The sequence below is a fragment of the Winogradskyella litoriviva genome, assembly GCF_013249065.1.
Classification (GTDB): Bacteria; Bacteroidota; Bacteroidia; order Flavobacteriales; family Flavobacteriaceae; genus Winogradskyella; species Winogradskyella litoriviva.
On the sequence record NZ_JABRWQ010000001.1, the window covers coordinates 413,577 to 433,172 of the forward strand.

The 19,596-nt window shown below is 32.0% G+C and carries 20 protein-coding genes; 14 read left to right on the forward strand and 6 right to left on the reverse strand.

Annotated elements, in window-relative coordinates; all coding sequences use genetic code 11:
- Positions 1-36: 36 nt before the first annotated feature.
- Positions 37-1,179 (reverse strand): methionine aminotransferase, encoded by a 1,143-nt coding sequence (locus HNV10_RS01690; protein ID WP_173299596.1) that lies wholly within the window; start codon positions 1,177-1,179, stop codon positions 37-39.
- An 83-nt stretch (positions 1,180-1,262) separates the two neighbouring features.
- On the opposite strand from HNV10_RS01690, the gene HNV10_RS01695 reads away from it, so the two are divergent.
- Entirely contained in the window at positions 1,263-3,395 is a 2,133-nt protein-coding gene (locus HNV10_RS01695) for a S46 family peptidase (protein WP_173299597.1), read from the forward strand.
- A gap of 85 nt (positions 3,396-3,480) precedes the next feature.
- Here HNV10_RS01695 and HNV10_RS01700 read toward each other — a convergent pair whose 3' ends face one another.
- Both HNV10_RS01700 and ahcY read right to left on the reverse strand, forming a co-directional pair.
- Positions 3,481-3,951, reverse strand: coding sequence for a DUF1569 domain-containing protein (locus HNV10_RS01700; RefSeq protein ID WP_173299598.1), 471 nt, complete (start codon positions 3,949-3,951; stop codon positions 3,481-3,483).
- 95 nt (positions 3,952-4,046) lie between these two features.
- Positions 4,047-5,363: an adenosylhomocysteinase gene (gene ahcY, locus HNV10_RS01705; protein ID WP_173299599.1), complete on the reverse strand. Its 1,317-nt coding sequence runs from the start codon at positions 5,361-5,363 to the stop codon at positions 4,047-4,049.
- A gap of 134 nt (positions 5,364-5,497) precedes the next feature.
- On the opposite strand from ahcY, the gene HNV10_RS01710 reads away from it, so the two are divergent.
- From HNV10_RS01710 to HNV10_RS01755, 10 genes are all read left to right on the forward strand, one after another.
- The gene (locus HNV10_RS01710; RefSeq protein WP_173299600.1) at positions 5,498-6,124 is read left to right on the forward strand and encodes a 4'-phosphopantetheinyl transferase family protein; all 627 of its coding nucleotides are present in this window, start codon (positions 5,498-5,500) and stop codon (positions 6,122-6,124) included.
- Complete coding sequence (locus HNV10_RS01715) at positions 6,124-6,849, forward strand: geranylgeranylglyceryl/heptaprenylglyceryl phosphate synthase (RefSeq protein WP_173299601.1); 726 nt, start codon at positions 6,124-6,126, stop codon at positions 6,847-6,849. The genes HNV10_RS01710 and HNV10_RS01715 overlap by 1 nt, the downstream gene beginning before the upstream one ends.
- 75 nt (positions 6,850-6,924) lie before the next feature.
- A complete protein-coding gene (locus HNV10_RS01720) occupies positions 6,925-7,185 on the forward strand; it encodes a hypothetical protein (protein WP_173299602.1) in 261 nt (86 codons plus the stop codon).
- Positions 7,169-7,801 carry a nicotinamide riboside transporter PnuC gene (pnuC, locus tag HNV10_RS01725; protein WP_173299603.1) on the forward strand — a complete coding sequence of 211 codons (633 nt, stop codon included), beginning with the start codon at positions 7,169-7,171 and terminating at the stop codon, positions 7,799-7,801. The genes HNV10_RS01720 and pnuC overlap by 17 nt, the downstream gene beginning before the upstream one ends.
- Entirely contained in the window at positions 7,762-8,331 is a 570-nt protein-coding gene (locus tag HNV10_RS01730) for an AAA family ATPase (protein WP_173299604.1), read from the forward strand. Before pnuC ends, HNV10_RS01730 begins: the two co-directional genes overlap by 40 nt.
- A 69-nt stretch (positions 8,332-8,400) precedes the next feature.
- Positions 8,401-9,960 (forward strand): DUF4301 family protein, encoded by a 1,560-nt coding sequence (locus HNV10_RS01735; protein WP_173299605.1) that lies wholly within the window; start codon positions 8,401-8,403, stop codon positions 9,958-9,960.
- Positions 9,960-10,364 (forward strand): alternative ribosome rescue aminoacyl-tRNA hydrolase ArfB, encoded by a 405-nt coding sequence (gene arfB, locus HNV10_RS01740; RefSeq protein WP_173299606.1) that lies wholly within the window; start codon positions 9,960-9,962, stop codon positions 10,362-10,364. Before HNV10_RS01735 ends, arfB begins: the two co-directional genes overlap by 1 nt.
- A 485-nt stretch (positions 10,365-10,849) precedes the next feature.
- The gene (locus HNV10_RS01745; RefSeq protein WP_173299607.1) at positions 10,850-13,078 is read left to right on the forward strand and encodes a TonB-dependent receptor; all 2,229 of its coding nucleotides are present in this window, start codon (positions 10,850-10,852) and stop codon (positions 13,076-13,078) included.
- A gap of 467 nt (positions 13,079-13,545) precedes the next feature.
- Complete coding sequence (locus HNV10_RS01750; RefSeq protein WP_173299608.1) at positions 13,546-14,604, forward strand: hypothetical protein; 1,059 nt, start codon at positions 13,546-13,548, stop codon at positions 14,602-14,604.
- 59 nt (positions 14,605-14,663) lie between these two features.
- Positions 14,664-15,434 carry a hypothetical protein gene (locus HNV10_RS01755; protein WP_173299609.1) on the forward strand — a complete coding sequence of 257 codons (771 nt, stop codon included), beginning with the start codon at positions 14,664-14,666 and terminating at the stop codon, positions 15,432-15,434.
- On the opposite strand, the gene HNV10_RS01760 is transcribed toward HNV10_RS01755, so the two are convergent.
- Entirely contained in the window at positions 15,431-15,868 is a 438-nt protein-coding gene (locus HNV10_RS01760; protein WP_173299610.1) for a hypothetical protein, read from the reverse strand. The two genes, HNV10_RS01755 and HNV10_RS01760, sit on opposite strands and share 4 nt — an antisense overlap.
- Before the next feature lie 138 nt (positions 15,869-16,006).
- Here HNV10_RS01760 and greA point away from each other — a divergent pair, with 138 nt between their 5' ends.
- Together greA and HNV10_RS01770 are read left to right on the forward strand one after the other, a co-directional pair.
- Positions 16,007-16,480 (forward strand): transcription elongation factor GreA, encoded by a 474-nt coding sequence (gene greA / locus HNV10_RS01765; RefSeq protein WP_173299611.1) that lies wholly within the window; start codon positions 16,007-16,009, stop codon positions 16,478-16,480.
- An 88-nt stretch (positions 16,481-16,568) separates the two neighbouring features.
- Entirely contained in the window at positions 16,569-16,958 is a 390-nt protein-coding gene (locus HNV10_RS01770) for an HIT family protein (RefSeq protein ID WP_173299612.1), read from the forward strand.
- Positions 16,959-16,970: 12 nt separating this feature from the next.
- Here the strand turns inward: HNV10_RS01770 and HNV10_RS01775 are convergent, their stop codons facing one another.
- Positions 16,971-17,327, reverse strand: coding sequence for a hypothetical protein (locus HNV10_RS01775; protein WP_173299613.1), 357 nt, complete (start codon positions 17,325-17,327; stop codon positions 16,971-16,973).
- Between the two features lie 80 nt (positions 17,328-17,407).
- Positions 17,408-18,565: a sensor histidine kinase gene (locus HNV10_RS01780; RefSeq protein WP_173299614.1), complete on the reverse strand. Its 1,158-nt coding sequence runs from the start codon at positions 18,563-18,565 to the stop codon at positions 17,408-17,410.
- A gap of 122 nt (positions 18,566-18,687) precedes the next feature.
- Here HNV10_RS01780 and HNV10_RS01785 point away from each other — a divergent pair, with 122 nt between their 5' ends.
- Entirely contained in the window at positions 18,688-19,557 is an 870-nt protein-coding gene (locus HNV10_RS01785; RefSeq protein WP_173299615.1) for a flavin reductase family protein, read from the forward strand.
- Positions 19,558-19,596: the final 39 nt, after the last annotated feature.

Consider the following 19,596-nt stretch of genomic DNA (forward strand, 5'->3'; position numbering starts at 1 on the left):
GACACATGAATTTACAAAAAGTAACTTCTAATTTGATTAATTTTTACATAATATTTCAGCGGCTTTAACTAATGTCTCATCAGTCTTAGCAAAACAAAATCTCAAGACCTTATCATCTTTGTTATTGTCGTTAAAAATAGACAATGGAATGGATGCGATTTTGAATTCTATGGTTAATCGTTTGGCAAAATCTACGTCGTATTCATCCGTAATATCAGAATAATCTAGAACCTGAAAATATGTGCCCTGTGATGGTTGAAACTTAAATCTAGAATCTGAAATTAAGTTTAAAAACAAATCGCGTTTCCGTTGAAAAAAAGTGTTTAAACCTAAATACGTTTCTGCATCTTGCATATAATCTGCAATACCTTTTTGTGCAGGATGATGCACCGAAAACACATTAAATTGATGCACTTTTCTAAATTCGGTCATTAATGCTTCTGGTGCACAGCAATAACCAATTTTCCAACCTGTGTTGTGAAAGGTTTTCCCAAAAGAAGCGGTTATAAAACTACGTTGCTTTAAATCTGAGAATAAACAAGCACTTTGGTGTTGCGCATCATCAAATACAATATGCTCATAAACCTCATCACTTAATACAATGATGTTTGTGTTCTCAGTGATTTTTTGAAGTTGAAGCATATCATCCTTAGACCAAATGGTTCCACTAGGATTATGAGGCGAGTTTATAATTATCATTTTTGTCGCAGAGGAAACTTTTGAAGCAACCTCATTCCAATTCACGCTATAATTTGGCGCAGATAATTGAACAGGAATCATTTTTCCACCATTTAGTTCTATAGCTGGTTGATAACAATCGTAAGCAGGTTTAAAAATAATGACTTCGTCATTTGGTCTTACAAATGCAGAAATTATGGTATAAATCGCTTGTGTTGCACCTGCTGTTACTGTGATTTCTTTTTCGGGATGATACGTACTTTTATACAACAACTCATATTTATGAGCAATCGCCAAACGTAAATCTAAATTGCCAGCCATTGGTGCATATTGGTTGTAACCAGTATTCATAGCATTGGTGACCAAATCATTCAATTTTTGAGAACTTGGATAATTAGGAAAGCCTTGCGATAAGTTGATGGCCTTGTGCTCGTTTGCTAAAGCACTCATTATTGTGAATATGGTCGTCCCAACATTGGGTAATTTTGAGTTGAAATTCATAAAAAAGTACGCTTTAAGTGCTAAAACACTAAAGATATAAAACAAGCTTTTCTATCTTTACAAAAACTAATAAAATATAGATTATGCGCTTTATAAAAATTCTTTTATTGTTCTTTGTTTTTCAAGTGTCTGCCCAACAAGGTGGCATGTGGATTCCTTCGCTTTTAGAAGGGATGAATGAAACTGAAATGCAAAGCTTGGGTAGTAAATTAACAGCTCAAGATATTTACGACGTTAACAACTCTAGCTTAAAGGATGCCATTGGTCATTTTAATGGTGGCTGTACAAGTGAAGTGATTTCAGACCAAGGTTTGGTATTAACCAATCATCACTGTGGTTTTGGACAAATTCAATCACACTCATCTTTAGAAAACGATTATTTAAAAGATGGGTTTTGGGCCATGTCTCTTGAAGACGAATTACCAAACGAAGGCTTATTTATTGAGTTTATCGTTAGCATTCACGATGTAACGGAAGTTGCTTTAAAAGGCATAGCTGATACAATGACTGAAACTGAGAAGCAATCTTTAATCTCAAAAAACACAAATGCAGTTTTAAAAACTTGGCCAAAAGAAGCTTGGCAAGATGTAAAAACAAAGGCGTTTTATGAAGGCAATCAGTACTTCCTTTTTGTAACCGAACGTTTTGAAGATATAAGATTAGTTGGTGCACCACCAAGCAGTATTGGTAAATTTGGAAGCGATACAGACAACTGGGTTTTCCCTAGACATACTGGCGATTTTTCAATGTTTCGTATTTATGCTGACGCTAATAATAGACCTGCAAAATACAGTAAAGACAATAAGCCATACAAACCGAAACATTACTTACCAGTATCTTTAGATGGTGTTGAAGAAGGCGATTTTACAATGGTTTTTGGTTTTCCAGGCACAACAAGCGAGTATCTACCTGCTGTTGCCATTGAGCATATTACAAAAGAATTTAATCCTACAAATATTGCTATCCGAGAAGCGGCTTTAAAAGTCATTGACCAAAAAATGAAGGAAAGTGATGCTGTAAGAATTAAATATGCCTCTAAACAAGCACGAATTGCAAATGCTTGGAAAAAATGGATTGGCGAAAATTTAGGGATTGAAAAAAGTAATGCTGTTGAAAAACGAAAAGCGTTTGAAGCTACATTTACTAAAGCCTTAAAAGAAAAAGGACTTGAAGATAAATATGGAAACATCCTTCCGGAATTTGATAGGCTTTATAAAGACTTCGCACCAATAAATATTAAACGTAGAAACTTTATTGAGGTCTTTTTAGTGACCAATGAATTAATGCAAATGACCTTTAGAGCTTACCAAGTTGAACAAGCTTTAGTTGCAAATCCTGATAATTTAGAAAGAGGAAAAGAAGTTTTAACTGGTCAACTACAAGGTATTCATAAAAATTATGATGCAGATTTAGATAAAGGCGTCTACCTCAATGTAATGCCTTTATATGGTAAAGACGTTGATGCTTCTATCTATGACAATACAGCTTTCACTAATTTAGATTCTGCTTTAAGTTTGCTAGAAGGCGATGCGGCAACCGTTATAAAAAACCTAAACAATGATGCTGCCTTTGCTTATGCAAAACCTATTATTGATGAGTTCTTTAACAGCCTAAATCCAGAATACCAACAAAAAAACGAACCAATTACAGCATTACAAACTAAATATATGACGGCATTAATGGAAGCCTTACCAAATGCACGTTATTTTCCTGATGCTAATAGTACACTTCGTGTCACTTACGGACAAGTGAGAGGCTATTCGCCAAGAGATGCGGTTTATTACAATCCTGTGAGTTATTTAGATGGTGTTATTGAAAAATACATTCCTGGCGATTATGAGTTTGATGTACCACAAAAATTAAGAGATTTATACGACGCTAAAGATTACGGACAGTATGCAGATAAGAACGGAAAAGTACCTGTTTGCTTTCTAGGAACCAACCACACTACTGGTGGAAACTCTGGAAGTCCTGCAATTGATGCCGAAGGAAATTTAGTCGGCTTAAACTTCGATCGTGTTTGGGAAGGCACTATGAGCGACATGAATTACGACCCAGAAATCTGCCGTAACATTATGGTAGATTTACGTTATGTTCTTTTTATTGTCGATAAATATGCTGGTGCAACGCATTTAATTGATGAAATGACATTGGTTCATCCTAAAAAAGATGGTGGTAAGAAGAAAAAGAAAAGAAGAAAGAGTAAAAAGAAATAGGCAGTAGCCAATATATAAAACTTTAAGCCCTCACAAGTTATTGGTACTCGTGAGGGCTTTATTTATTTTCAAATATGGAATACAATTACTTCAGTATACTCTTAACAATCTTGAGATGATGATTTGTATGTGCATCTAAAAATTGAATAACCCGTGTTGTATTTACATTTCCAAACAAAGGATGTTTAAAATAAGCGTTTTTATCTAAACTCGGTATTAACATAATGTTCTGTCTTGCCTTTACCAATTGAGTTTTTATATCATCTATAAAAATTGTTTCGGATGGCATTACATGTTTTGGTGCTTTCGCTTTTCCTCTTGGAAAAAACCTAAACGTTAACAGTAACTTACCTAAAAAGCTAAAATCATCTTTATATAATTCTGGATTAGAGTTTTTCATATTAATTATAACAGCGTTAAAAACTTTTAAACTATGATCTAAATGCCAAGCAACTTTAACTTTTGAAATCTTAGAGTTCATAACCTCACTATTCGGTAAATAACTCTCAATATCATTTAATGCATTTTGTAAAACTGCAATATCTAATTCCTTCATTATAATTTAGTTTGTTGGAAGATAATTAAAATAAAAAATCCCAAACACTAATGCTTGGGATTTTTCTATGATGAGATTCCTTTTTTCAAAGGAATTTAATATCTGTAATGCTCAGGCTTATAAGGTCCTTCAACCGTTACACCAATATATTCTGCTTGATAGTCTTTAAGCTCCGTTAACTCAACACCAATTTTAGCTAAGTGTAATTTTGCTACTTTTTCATCTAAATGTTTAGGTAACATGTAAACATCGTTTCCGTAGGCTTCTTTGTTGTTCCAAAGTTCAATTTGTGCTAGAGTTTGGTTTGTAAATGAATTACTCATTACAAAACTTGGATGACCAGTTGCACAACCTAAGTTTACTAAACGACCTTCTGCAAGAATAATAATTTCTTTTCCGTTAATCGTATACTTATCAACTTGTGGCTTAATAGTATCTTTAGTATCACCAAAGTTTTCATTTAACCAAGCCATTTGTATTTCGTTATCAAAGTGCCCAATGTTACAAACAATGGTTTTGTCTTTCATCGCTTCAAAATGCTCAGCTCTAACAATATCTTTGTTTCCTGTCGTCGTAATAACGATATCGCTATTACCAACTACAGTTTCTAATTTCTTCACTTCAAAACCATCCATTGCTGCTTGTAGTGCACAAATTGGGTCAATTTCAGTAACTGTAACAATAGAACCTGCACCTTTAAAAGAAGCTGCTGTTCCTTTACCAACATCACCATAACCACAAACAGTAACACGTTTACCAGCTAACATAATATCTGTTGCTCTACGGATAGCATCTACTGCAGATTCTTTACAACCATATTTATTATCGAATTTAGATTTTGTTACCGAATCATTAACGTTAATTGCTGGCATTGGTAATGTTCCATTTTTTACACGCTCGTAAAGTCTATGAACACCAGTTGTAGTTTCTTCAGATAAGCCATTGATTCCTTCAGCTAATTCTGGATATTTATCTAAAACCATGTTAGTTAAATCGCCACCATCATCTAAAATCATGTTTAATGGTTTTCTGTCTTCACCAAAGAAAAGTGTTTGCTCAATACACCAATCAAACTCTTCTTCTGTCATATCTTTCCAAGCATATACAGCAGTACCAGCGGCAGCAATCGCAGCAGCAGCCTGGTCTTGGGTTGAGAAAATATTACAAGAACTCCAAGTTACTTCTGCGCCTAAAGCCTGTAATGTTTCAATTAAAACAGCAGTTTGAATCGTCATATGCAAACAACCTGCAATACGCGCACCTTTTAATGGTTGCTCATTTTTATATTCTTCACGTAAACTCATTAAACCTGGCATTTCTGCTTCGGCTAAATTAATTTCTTTTCTTCCCCAAGCCGCAAGCGACATATCTTTTACCTTGTTAGGTACGTAAGCAACAGTTTTTGTACTCATGTTCTTTTTCTTTGTTTTTTTTATATTTTGAATCACCTTTGGGTTTAACACTTAAATAGTTAAATTCGCCTATCATTAAATGTCATTATTGCCTAAGGCGCTGCAAAGATAATCAATAACATTCATAATTCTAAATGCCACTATACAAATCCATTAGTGTAAACTCACAAACTACTGTTAAAATCTGGAAGATTGACGAATCTTACGACACGCTATTTCAACCGTTAGATCTAAAACCACAAAGTTTAAATCGGGTTTTAGGTATGAAAAGCGAACTGCACCAACGTGGATTTTTAAGTGTTAGACATTTACTTAGAGAATTTGGTTATACAGACCAAGATTTGTTTTATGATGAACATGGAAAACCTCATCTTAAAGATGGCAAACATATTTCTATTACACATTCGTTTACATTCTCTGGTGTTATTGTAAGTGATAAAGAAGTTGGCATTGATATTGAAAAACGACGTGATAAAATCACTAAAATTGCTCACAAATTTGTGGATTATGAGTTTAATTATTTAAAACCTACAGACAAAGATTACATTAACCGACTTACCATAATTTGGGGAATTAAAGAATCTTTATATAAACTTTTTGCAACACCAGGAATGCTATTTAATAAACATTTCTTAGTCATTCCTTTTATGATGAAAGATGGTGAAACCGTAGCTTGGATTGATTATAAAAACAAGAAATACAGATATAACACTGCCTTTTTTGAATTTGATGAATTTATGTGTGCTTACGTCATTCCTTAATGAAAAACATCTTTCAAAATATAAACACATCTGTTGCAAAAAACGAAAAACTGCTTGCAGTATTAATTGATCCAGATAAAATGAAACTCACCAATGTTAAGAGTTTTATATCAAAGGTAAATCAATCTATTGCAACGCATATTTTTGTTGGAGGAAGTGATGTAGACACAGGTTTAACTGAAACCTTAGTCTTAGAAATAAAAAAACATACCACATTACCTGTGGTTTTATTTCCTGGAGATGTTATACAAATCACAAACAAAGCCGATGCTATTTTGTTTTTGTCGTTAATTTCAGGGAGAAATCCGGACTATTTAATTGGGAAACATGTTGAAGCGGTTTCAAAATTAAGAGATTCAAATCTAGAGGTAATTTCAACAGGCTATTTACTTATTGAGAACGGAAAGCAAACTTCTGTAGAACGTGTAAGTCAAACAAAACCTATTGAACGAGATCAGATTCAACACATTGTAGACACGGCAAAAGCAGGAGAACTATTAGGTATGAAACTTATTTATCTTGAAGCTGGTAGTGGAGCAACACATGCCATTGAACCTTATATTATTTCAAAAGTAAAACAAGAATTGCGTATACCACTCATTGTAGGTGGTGGTATACGAACTAAAACCGAAATAGAATTGGCTTACAAAGCTGGAGCCGATTTAATAGTTATTGGAACAGCTTTTGAAAAAGATGAAACATTTTTTGACCATTTACGGAAGTAAATTGTGACTATTAACCCGATTTAGAATCTTATAAATAGAAAATTAATTAAAAATCCAAATTCTCGGAAATCAACCATGGAAATATCAGTAGACTTAACACTTTCACCTTTACAAAATGATTACGAAAAACATGTTATTAATTTTATAAAAGCATTACGTAATTCTAAATTTAAGGTACTAGAAAACCCATTAAGCACCCAAATATTTGGTGACTATGAAGAACTGATGCCTTTCTTAAACCAGGAAATAAAACGGTCTTTTGAAGCTGTTGACATTTCTGTACTAACTATGAAAGTGGTTAAAACCAATAGAAGTCATTATGAACCACATTTTTGATTTCTTTTTCGGTCAGTATGCCGAGTACCAAACCTCTGATATTGTATTAGAAATTGTGGCCGTAATATTCGGTTTTCTTTCGGTGTGGTTTTCTAAAAAGAATAACATTTTAGTGTTTCCCACAGGTATGATAAGCACCTGTATTTTTGTATATCTCTTATTAAAATGGCAACTTTTAGGAGACATGATGATTAATGCCTATTATTTTATAATGAGTGTGTTTGGTTGGTATGTTTGGACCAGAAAAATAGATACAGAACATGAAACACCTATCTCTAGAACAACTAAAAAAGAAAAACAAATAAGTGTCGCTATATTTATAGCAACGCTAATTTTTGTTTTTATCGTTTATAAAACCTTTGATAAATGGACTAGTTGGGTTGCTTATATTGATACTATTACTACAGCTACCTTTTTTGTTGGAATGTGGTTAATGGCAAAACGTAAAATAGAAAATTGGATTTATTGGATAATTGGCGACCTAATATCAATTCCTTTGTATTTTTATAAAGGGTTTACATTTACAAGTTTCCAATATTTAGGATTCACTGTAATAGCCATATTTGGATATTTAGCATGGAAGAAAAACTTAAACAACAGCCTAGCAACTGCATAAAAGTAGTTTTATTTGGCCCAGAATCAACAGGAAAAACAACTTTGTCTCGTCAATTAGCAAGGCATTATCATTCGGTTTGGGTGCCAGAATATGCCCGAGATTATCTTCAAGATAAATGGAATAATGAACGTAAAACTTGCGAACCTAAAGATTTACTTCCTATAGCCATCGGACAAATGAAACTTGAAAATGATTTATCTCAAAAAACAGATTCCGTTTTAATTTGCGACACGGATTTACTTGAAACTAAAGTATATAGCGAAGCCTATTACCAAGGTACATGTGACCCGATTTTAGAGACATATGCTCTAAAAAATTATTACGACCTATACTTTTTAACCTATATTGACACGCCTTGGGAAGCAGATGATCTTAGAGACAAACCAAATGAAAGAGAACGTATGTTCAAGGCTTTTGAAAATGCTCTAAAAACCTACAAAAAGCCTTATGTGCTTTTAAAAGGAAATAAAAAAGAACGTTTAGAACTGGCTATAAACCATATAGACAAACTAATAACAAACAAAAAATAAATATATTTATCATTAATTTAATAATAAATACTCTACTATAAACACCCCAAAAACAACAAAACTTAACAGATGAAATTTTCAACAAAAGACATAAAACAAATAGAATTAAAAGGTCTAAAACAAGAATCTGTAACTAAACAAATAGAACTTTTTAAAACAGGTATTCCCTTTACTAATATTTCTGAAGCAGCAACAATTAATAATGGTATTACTGCATTAAGCGATGAGCGTATAAAAGCATTTGTTAAAGTTTTTGAAACTGAAAAAGACAACAAATCTTTATTAAAATTTGTACCTGCTTCTGGTGCGGCAACGAGAATGTTTAAATTTTTATTTCAATTTGTAAATGAATATAATGCAGATGAACAGTCTCTTAATTCTTACATAAATAAAAACAAAATAAAAGAATTGTCTTTATTTATGGTTGGTATGGAAAAATTTCCGTTTTACAATCAGGTTTTAGAATTACTAAAATCTAGAGGTATCGATTTTGAAGCTCTACCAAATCAAGAAAAAGTTTGGCTTTTTGCAAAAACCATGTTAGATGAAAGTGAATTAAATTTTGGAAATCAACCCAAAGGATTATTACCGTTTCATAAGTATAAAAAAAACCATGTTTCTACTGCTTTTGAAGAGCATTTATATGAAGCTGCATTATACGCATCAAGCAAAGGTTTAGCCAAATTACATTTTACTATTTCAGAAGCTCATAAGGATAAATTTACTGAAGAATTTAAAAAAATTCAGAAAGACGTTGAGGAGAACACAGGTGTTACATTCGATATTTCATTTTCTTACCAACAACAATCTACCGATACTATTGCCGTAACTTTAAAAAACAAACCATTTAAAGAAGCCGATGGCTCAATATTATTTAGACCTTCTGGTCATGGTGCTTTATTAAAAAATCTAAATGCCTTAGACTCAGATATAATTTTTGTTAAAAATATTGATAATGTTGTTGTTTATAAATACAAAGAAGAAATTTCAAAATACAAAAAAGTCTTAGCAGGTATTCTTTTACAATTACAATCTCAAATATTTAATTATTTACATACTTTAAATACAAAAGACATTACCGACGCAACGTTTAAAACCATTGAAAATTTCTTAAGTTCAGATTTAAGTATCAAAATTTCTGATGAATATAAAAAGTACACTAATCATTATAAAATTGAATATTTACAAGAAAAACTAAATCGTCCTATTCGTATTTGCGGAATGGTAAAAAATGAAGGCGAACCAGGAGGAGGTCCATTTTGGGTTAAAGATGAAAAATCTAATCAGTCACTTCAAATTGTGGAGTCTGCACAAATTAATCTAGATGACCATAAGCAAGCCAATCTTCTTAAAAATGCAACACATTTTAATCCGGTAGATTTAGTTTGTGGTGTAAAAAACTATAAAGGAGAAAAGTTTGATTTAGAAAACTACGTGGATCATAACGCAGCTTTTATAACTCAAAAAACAAAAAACGGAAAAGATTTAAAGGCTTTAGAATTACCAGGACTTTGGAATGGAAGTATGGCAGATTGGATTACCATATTTGTTGAAGTGCCAATCATAACATTTAACCCTGTAAAAACAGTAAATGATTTACTAAAAGCACCACATCAAATTAAAGAATAGTGGACACAAGCGTACTAAAATCTGAATTAACCTATAAATACGTCCGAAGCTCAGGAAGTGGAGGACAACACGTTAATAAAGTATCCTCTAAAGCAGAATTATATTTTAATATTAACAGCTCCAATGTTTTTAATGAGGAAGAAAAACAAAAGCTCACAGATTTCTTTGGTAACCGTTTAAATAAAGACGGCATTTTAATATTAACATGTTCAGAAAGTAGAAGTCAGTTTAGAAATAAAGCTTTAGTAACACAACGTTTTTTAGAATTGATTGAAGAAGGGTTAAAAGAAGAAAAACTACGTATTCCTACAAGAATTCCGAGAGTTATTAAAAAGAAACGCTTAAAGAATAAACGCATAAATGCTGAAAAAAAAGCTAATAGAAAGCGACCAGAATTAGAATAACCACTTTAGTCACTTCGAGTAATTCCGAAGACTATGGAATTGTATGGAGTAGCATATTTAAATCAATTTCCAAAAGGTTCTCGATACAAAATTCCAAAAAAAAGAATTTCACTTGACCTGACGTTTATTTTTCATTTCAAAAAAATCAACATTCTTAATTCGTAATTCTAAAATCTATCATATCTTTGCAACGTTCTCAAAAAAGGGGTGCCTATTATCGGCTGAGATCATACCCATTGAACCTAGAACAGGTAATGCTGTTTAGGAAACGAGCGTAAAGAAAATATCTATTTTGGATATTTTTGCAAATACGATAACGGTTTTCAATGTTGTTTTGACTTCTAAATTTAAAACTGTTTTAAGACTACAGCTATAGATTTAGTATAAAACCAACTAACTATCGTCGTATAAGCCTAAAGCTCAAAATTTTAATTATTAACAATAAAGAATAATGACCTCTTTTTATTCGATTTTAAACAATCGTAATGAAAAATTTATTTCTTTTTTTAACACTATTAGTGTTATCAGTCAGCGCTACAGCGCAACAAAACAAACCAGCACAAGATTCTACCAAAGTAGAAAAACTAGATGAAGTCTTAGTTAAGGCAGTACGAGTAGATGCTAAATCACCAATTACACATAGTAACGTGAGTAAAGAAGATTTAGCAAAACGTAATTTGGGGCAAGATATCCCAATGTTACTTAATTTTTTACCATCAGTAGTTACTACAACAGATGCAGGTGCAGGTGTAGGTTACACAGGTATCAGAGTTAGAGGAATTAGCTCGCAATCTACCAATGTAACTATTAACGGAATTCCATACAATGATGCGGAATCTTTAGGGACTTTTTGGGTTAATTTAGGTGATTTTGCTTCATCAACAGAAAGTTTACAATTGCAACGTGGTGTTGGTACATCTACTAATGGGTCGGGAGCATTTGGAGCTAGTATTAACCTATTAACAGATGCTGTTTCAAAAGAAGCCTCTGCCGAGATTTCTAATTCTTTTGGTAGTTATAATACCAGAAAACACACTGTTAAGTTTAGTACAGGTTTAATGAATAATCACTTTGAAATTGCAGGTCGTTTATCTAACATTGCTTCAGATGGCTATATAGATCGCGCTTCTTCAGATTTAAAATCTTACTTTTTACAAGGGTCTTACATCGATGACAACACGTTAATAAAAGCAATCACTTTTGGCGGAGAAGAAGTAACTTACCAAGCATGGTACGGAACACCTTTAGCAAGAATCAATGGAGACGAAGCAGGCATTGAAGCATTTATAGCCGAAAACTATTTAAGTGAAGCTGAAGCTGAAAATCTTAGAAATTCAGACAGAAGATATAACTATTATACTTATGATAATGAAGTAGACAATTACGGTCAAGACCATTATCAATTACATTGGAATCAACGTTACACTAACCAATGGTCTACAACACTTGGATTAAACTACACAAAAGGTAGTGGTTATTTTGAACAATATAAAGAAGGTGAAGATTTTGCTGATTACGGTTTTGAACCTTTAGATATTAATGGCGAAATAATTGACGAAACCGATTTAATAAGAAGACGATGGTTAGATAATAATTTTTACGTTTTAAATGCTAATGCCAACTATAAAAACGATAATATCAATCTAATTTTTGGCGGATCTTACAGTCATTACGATGGTGACCATTTTGGTGAGGTAATTTGGGCAGAATATGCAAGTCAATCTGAAATTAGAGATCGTTATTACGATGGCAATAGTAAAAAGAACGACCTTTCAGTTTTTACAAAAGCAAACTATAAGCTTAACGAAAAAATTAGTTTGTATGGAGATTTACAGGTGAGAAATGTAACCTATAAAACTACAGGGACAACCTCAGATTTAGTAGAATTTGCCGTAGATAAAGACTTTACATTCTTTAACCCAAAAGCCGGAATTACTTACCAATTAAATAACGAAAACAATCTATATTTCTCTTATGCTAGAGCCAATAGAGAACCAAATAGAACCGATTTTGAAAGCAATGAATCTATAGAACCAGAACAATTAAATGATTTTGAATTAGGCTGGAGACATAATAAAGGCAACTTTACTTTTAATGCCAATGCGTACTACATGAGTTATAATGAGCAATTGGTTTTGTCTGGACAACTAGACGATGTAGGTAACCCAATAAGAACAAACAGTGGTAAAAGTTACCGTTTAGGTTTAGAGTTAGAAGCTATAATTCCTGTTACCTCTAAAGTAACAATACAGCCTAATTTAACCTTGAGTACCAACAAAAATGATGAGACCATCATTCCGTTTGATGGCGAATTACAAAATTTAGGCAAAACAGACATTTCGTTCTCACCAGATGTAGTTGCTGCCAATGCTATAGTATTTCAACCCATAAAAAACCTTCAGATGTCTTTATTAAGCAAATTTGTTGGCGAACAATTTATGAGCAATACCGAAGCTAAATCATCTAAATTAGATGATTATTTTATCAATGACTTTAACATTAATTACGCATTAAAAACAAATTCTGTTTTTAAAGAAATTGTATTTTCTGGTTTAGTAAATAATATATTTAACGAAGAATATATTTCTAATGGATACTACTATACTTATGATGACAGCTGGTCTAATCCAGGAAGCATTACTACTATAGAAGGTGCTGGTTTTTATCCACAAGCCACTAGAAACTTTTTGGTTGGTATTACTTTGAAGTTTTAGAGTGATTTAATAATACTCAACATTAACCTGTATAATTTTCGTATTTTGGAAATTTTAAACTGTTAAAATTTACCTCAAAAAAAGTTTTAATTACGGTTTTCCCGTAAAACTCTTAAAAAGGTTGTTTTTATTAACGTAAATCGATCTAAAAACTCATTAACAATAATTTTAAAAAAAAAAAAAATGTAAGAATATTTATTCTAACCAGTTCATTTTAAGCTACTTTTGACAATGAGATTCTTACGCTTAGTCAATAAGCCTATTTCAAAACAGTGTATAACTAATAGTAATGCCTATGTAAATATTATATGCCAAAAATGAGAAAGCTCCTACTAGGTAGAAGCTTCTCCAGTCCGTCAAAACTGGTTAAACGTTGCGTTTAACTTCGCGAAAGTAATATTTTCTTTTGTGACTCTTTATAATTTGCAACGTTTAATCTTAATTTTTAATTTAATTTTTTAAAAAACATGAAAAATGTATTAAGATTAACATTGCTCTCAATGTTAATGGTTTTTGCATCCTGCCAAAAAGAGGATGTCAATATAGAAGATACTAATCTATCTACAACAGATGCAATAAGGTTTGTAAAACCATCAGAAGCCAAAGCAGGCACTGCGCTTGTAAATGGAATGTTAGAATTTCCTGACCAAGCCACATTTTTAAGTACTATAGATAACTTAGAAACACAAGCAGAAGCCTATGATGATGCTTTTGTAGCTAAATGGGATCATCTTAACGATGATGATTTAGAAGCTAAAGAAATCGCAATAGGTCATGATGTGCATCAGCCTTACATTGATTTTGAAAATCAATTTCCTGGCTTTATATCACTTCGTAAAGACATTAGAGACACACAAGCAGATTTAATTAAAAACCAAACTTTAAATGACTCTAATGAGCCAGATAACCATTATGTTTTTGATGATGGTGTAAGAACCGTCCTTAACGAAAACGCACAGGTTAAAATCGGAGCATCACTATTTCAAATGACACGTTTTGGATATGTAGAGATTACAGATGGTAATTATAGCACATTAGCTACAGTAGCTAATACTGATGCGTCACAGCTTAATTTACAGAATGTTATTATTGAAGGAGGATATTATGGCAGTAGCTCGGCTAATAATCCAAACACGAGTTCTACAACCTGTAGAACAGATTATGACGAGAAAAATTACGCTACAGTATCTAACAACAGACGTATTAAAGCGACGCAAAAATTAAAAGGCTATAGCTCACTTTGGGGAACAAAAATTAAAGCCAAAACACAGTATCAAAAGAAACGTTGGTGGGGCGGATGGACGTCTAAGCGTACAAAAATGACGTCAACTATAACTGGTGAGTCTGTAGATAATGATTGTACGAATGCAAATAATGAAAATAGATCGAAAACAAAAAGAAGTAGAAAAGTCAAAACTATAATTTCTGGTCCATCTGTTTATGTTTATAAAACCGAAAAACAAGAGTTAAAAACCATTCACAAAAGATATAGTACAACCTATGTTGACGATTATTTTTATGAATAAATAGTAAAAACTAATAAGCCGAAGTCTTATAGATTTCGGCTTATTTTATAAATTATCTTATGAGATTTAAACGAATAATTCTTGCTTTACTCCTCTGCTCACTACAACAAGTATCAGGTCAAACTACGGATTTCTTTAATGACTACCACAAATTATCTTTTCAGTTTGGAGTCTCTCGTTATGTTGGTGCAGAGTCAACACCATTACCAAATACATTAATATATAAGTTTAGAGATTATACTTCACCTCATTTTGGTTTTTATTATGACATTTTACAAACTAGAAAATTCAATTTTAAAATTGGATTATCTGCCCTATTGGTAAGGGATTATATTGAATACAAAATAGATAAAAATGAAATCCCTAATGTTGACAGAGATTTACATTTATATGTAGAAGACAATACTGGAAGCTGGCGATTTAATATCCCTATAATTGGGGAATATTTAGTTTCAACAAAATTAGGAAAATTAAGTTTTAATGGTGGCTTGATATTAGGATATTCGGAAGAATTTGGGGAAACTTTAGATGAACATGGTATAAGAGCTCACATTTCACCAGAACCAACAACTACCTCTTCAATATATAGCAGAAGAACTGCTCCATGGTATATTAATTCTCAATTTGGTATTGGTATGTATTTTCCTTTCAAAAAATGGATGTTGCGTACTAATCTATATTACAACTTTGCACTCCAAGATTTATATGATGGAGAATTTACCTTTAGTAATTTGTCACAATCGCCAGACACCTCTGGTAATTTTAGTTTTAGAGGAGACTCTTTTGGTTTGGAGTTCTCTATCTATTTAAAGAAGACAAAGAGAGATTAATTACTCACCAAATAAGTATTATTTCCAAGACTCTCAACTCTGTATGGCTGCAACGTACAGGATTGAGAGTTTTCACTTAAACCCAAACCAGTTGCTAAACTGTATTGGTTACCATCATCACAACCACAAACTACAATATCGCCAATACCAGAATCTGTTAAAGTAGAACAAGACGATGGTGCATGGCTAGGGTCTGATGCATCCCAAGCATACAAAATATTAGAACTTGCTCTATATAGCCAAATACCTTTATTACCATAACCAGATACATAAACAGCGTTACCATTAAATTGTAATTGACTAAACTGCGGAAAATTAGTATTTACCGTTAAGTTGACGTTTGCATCAAATAAGAAATTACAGTTGTTAACATCATCAGTATTGCTACAAGCAAAAATTACCATGCAACTAAGCGCTAAGAGTATTTTTTTCATCTTCAATTAAAAAAGGCAATTTACAATTATTTGAACATTGCCGTAAATATTTTATATATTTGTATAGTAATCTCGTCAGCGCGAGATTTTTTTTATGCTGATTGTATTTCAGCATCTTAGACTATAAACGAAGGAATTATGAGTAAAGTATCTTATTACACAGCTGAAGGTTTAAAAAAATTAAGAGAAGAGTTAAACCAACTTAAGGATGTAGAGCGTCCTAAGGCTTCTCAAGCTATTGCAGAAGCAAGAGATAAAGGTGATTTAAGTGAAAATGCAGAATATGATGCTGCCAAAGAAGCACAAGGTATGTTAGAAATGAAAATTTCTAAAATGGAAGAAATTCTATCTGGAGCAAGAGTTATTGACGAGTCGCAATTAGACACCTCTAAAGTATTGGCATTATCTATTGTAAAAATTAAAAACCAAATGAATGGTATGGAAATGACTTATACTTTGGTTGCAGAAAGTGAAGCGGATTTAGCTTCTGGTAAAATATCTATCAACTCTCCAATCGGCAAAGGTTTATTAGGAAAATCTGTTGGAGACACGGCAGAAATACAAGTACCAAACGGAACAATGAAATTTGATATTTTAGAAATTTCGAGATAAATAAAAATAATCTTTACAGTTATATTATAAAAAGATTCCTTTTTGCAGGAATCTTTTTATATTTATAGAAGTCACAACATCAATTACCATGGCAACATTATTTACAAAAATAATTTCAGGCGAAATACCATCTTACAAAGTTGCAGAAACTGACGATTTTTTTGCGTTTTTAGATATTAACCCTAATTCTAAAGGTCATACACTTTGCATCCCTAAAAAAGAGGTTGATAAAATTTTTGATTTAGATGAAGACACCTATTTAGGACTAATGCAATTTTCTAGAAAAGTGGCTATTGCTCTAGAAAAAGCTGTGCCTTGTGAACGTATTGGCATGTCTGTAATTGGTCTAGAAGTACCACATACGCATGTGCACCTCATTCCATTACACACCATGGATGATGCTCGTTTTTCTAATAAGCAAAAATTAGAGCCAGAAGAATTTAAGGCCATTGCAAAAAAAATAGCTTCTTATCTATAGATTTCATCTTAATTAAATTGCAATTATTCCTGTAGAAATTAAAATAACCGCTGTAATAATTACAATAAGAAATGTAATTATTCCCCAAGACATAGGTTTTAACTTCAAAGACATTGGCTTTTTATTAAGTCCTCTTTTGTGGTAGTTTACTACTTGCTCAATATCATCTGTCCATCGAATCGGAAAAATCTGAACATCACAGTTAAGACAACAAATTTCACTTACAATTTCATTAGTAATAGATTTATAAAATTGGGTTTCTATTAACTTTTGCTTAATTGTAAGTTCTAAGCTATCATTAGAATAACATTCCGGACAGTTATTACTTATCCTAGCCTGTTTTAATGTAAAAAATTGTGACAAACTCATGCTCAAATTTAATATAAAATTTTGATAATTAAATTGTTAGGCTTAAAAGCTTTTTCAACATTTAATATCTTAATTCTTATCTAAACTTGTTTCAGCATTATTTGAATCGTTGTTCCCTTTCCAATTTCTGAAGTTAAAACTTTTATTTTTCCATTGTGGTAATCGTTAACAATACGTTTTGCTAAAGATAAACCAAGTCCCCAACCACGTTTTTTAGTAGTGTAACCTGGCTCAAAAATTTTTGTAAATGACGATTTCGGAATTCCTTTTCCGGTATCAGATATATTAATAAACACTTGTCTTTCTAGCTGAGTTAACTCTAGTTTTAATTTGCCTTTACCTTTCATGGCATCAATAGCATTTTTTACTAGGTTTTCAATTGTCCAACTTAAAAGTTGCTCATTTAAACTCACTAAAATTTCTCTATCAGGTATTACAATTTCAAAATTTATAAGCTTAGAGGAACGTGATTTTAAATACTCATAAGATGATTGTGTTACTTTAACAATATCCATTGTTTTAAGTGTAGGTATAGAACCTATTTTACTAAAACGCTCCGTAATGGTTTGAAGCCTATCAATATCTTTTTGAATTTCTAAAATATAATCAGGATTTACGTTTTCGGTCTTCAATATTTCTGCCCAACCCACTAAAGAGGATAATGGCGTACCAATCTGGTGAGCAGTCTCCTTTGCCATACCTGTCCAAAGTTTATTCTGCTCTGCTATTTTAGAACTTCTATAAAAGAAATACACAACAGCTCCAAAAAGAAAAATAATTAGTAATAACGCTAAAGGGTAGTATTTTAATTTGTTTAATAGTGGTGAATTACCATAATAAATAGTTTGTATGACTTTTTTATTAACGACAATAGGGATTGGTTGATTTTCACTTTCATATTTACTAATAAGTGCTTTTAACTTTTTAGGGTTTGCCAAAGTAACGCTATCAATATTACTAGAAAAATTAACTTCTCCAATTTCGTCGGTAACAATAACTGGTGTACTTATAATAGTTTCGGTAAGTACTTGTGATGTTACAGGGTTTACATCAAAGTCTAAATCACCCATACTATTTAAATCAATCTGGGCAACAGACCACGTTTTCATCTTGGATCGTTCTTCAGCTTTAAAATTTTGAAAAAACGTATAAGTATTCCAAAGAATTAGAGAAATAATTATAAATGAAGATACAATAATAACCCAACGGATTATATTTCGGTTTAAGCTAAAAGTCATTAGTTATTTTATTCAATTCTAAATATAATGCAAAACTGTTAATAATATTGCACACTAATGTTTATAAAATACTTTCATTGGCAAGTCAATATAATTATATTTGTTGAAAATCAGATAAATACATGGTATCATTAGACCCTCAGGACCTTACTACAGGTGTTTTACATAGCTATTTATTGAGTGCAGTAGCACCAAGACCAATCGCTTTTGCAAGTACCATTGATGCAGAAGGCAACTCAAATTTATCGCCTTTTAGTTTTTTTAATGTATTTAGTGCCAATCCACCAATATTAATATTTTCTCCTGCGAGACGAGTTAGAGATAATACTACAAAGCATACATTAGATAATGTTGAAGCCGTAAAGGAAGTGGTAATTAATGTTGTAAACTATGATTTAGTGCAGCAAATGTCTTTAACAAGTACAGAGTATCCTGAAGGAACAAATGAGTTTGAAAAAGCCGGATTAACCATGTTACCTTCAGATAAAATTAAGCCTTTTAGAGTAGCAGAATCACCTATACAATTTGAATGTAAAGTAAACGACATTGTAAAATTAGGCACAGAAGGTGGTGCTGGTAATTTAGTAATTTGCGAAGTTTTAAAACTTCATATTTCTGAAGATGTCTTAAACGAAGACCAAACGATAAACCAGGAAGCTTTAGATTTAGTAGCAAGAGCTGGTGGCAGCTATTATAGTAGGGCAAATAAAGGTTTTTTTGAAATACCTAAACCACTACAAACCTTAGGAATTGGAGTAGATAATATGCCAGAACATATTAGAAATAGTATGATTTTAACAGGAAATAATCTCGGAATGTTAGCTAATGTTGAAGCATTGCCAAGTAAAGATGAAGTTAATAAATTTGTTGAAGACATATCAGAACGTTATCCAGATATTAAAACAGCATCGCATAGAGAAAAACATAAACTAGCTCGAAATTATTTGAGCTATGGAGACGTAAAAAGTGCTTGGAAGTTATTACTTTCGTAGTCTCAAAATTAAATAAGAATTAAATTAAATTATAGATTA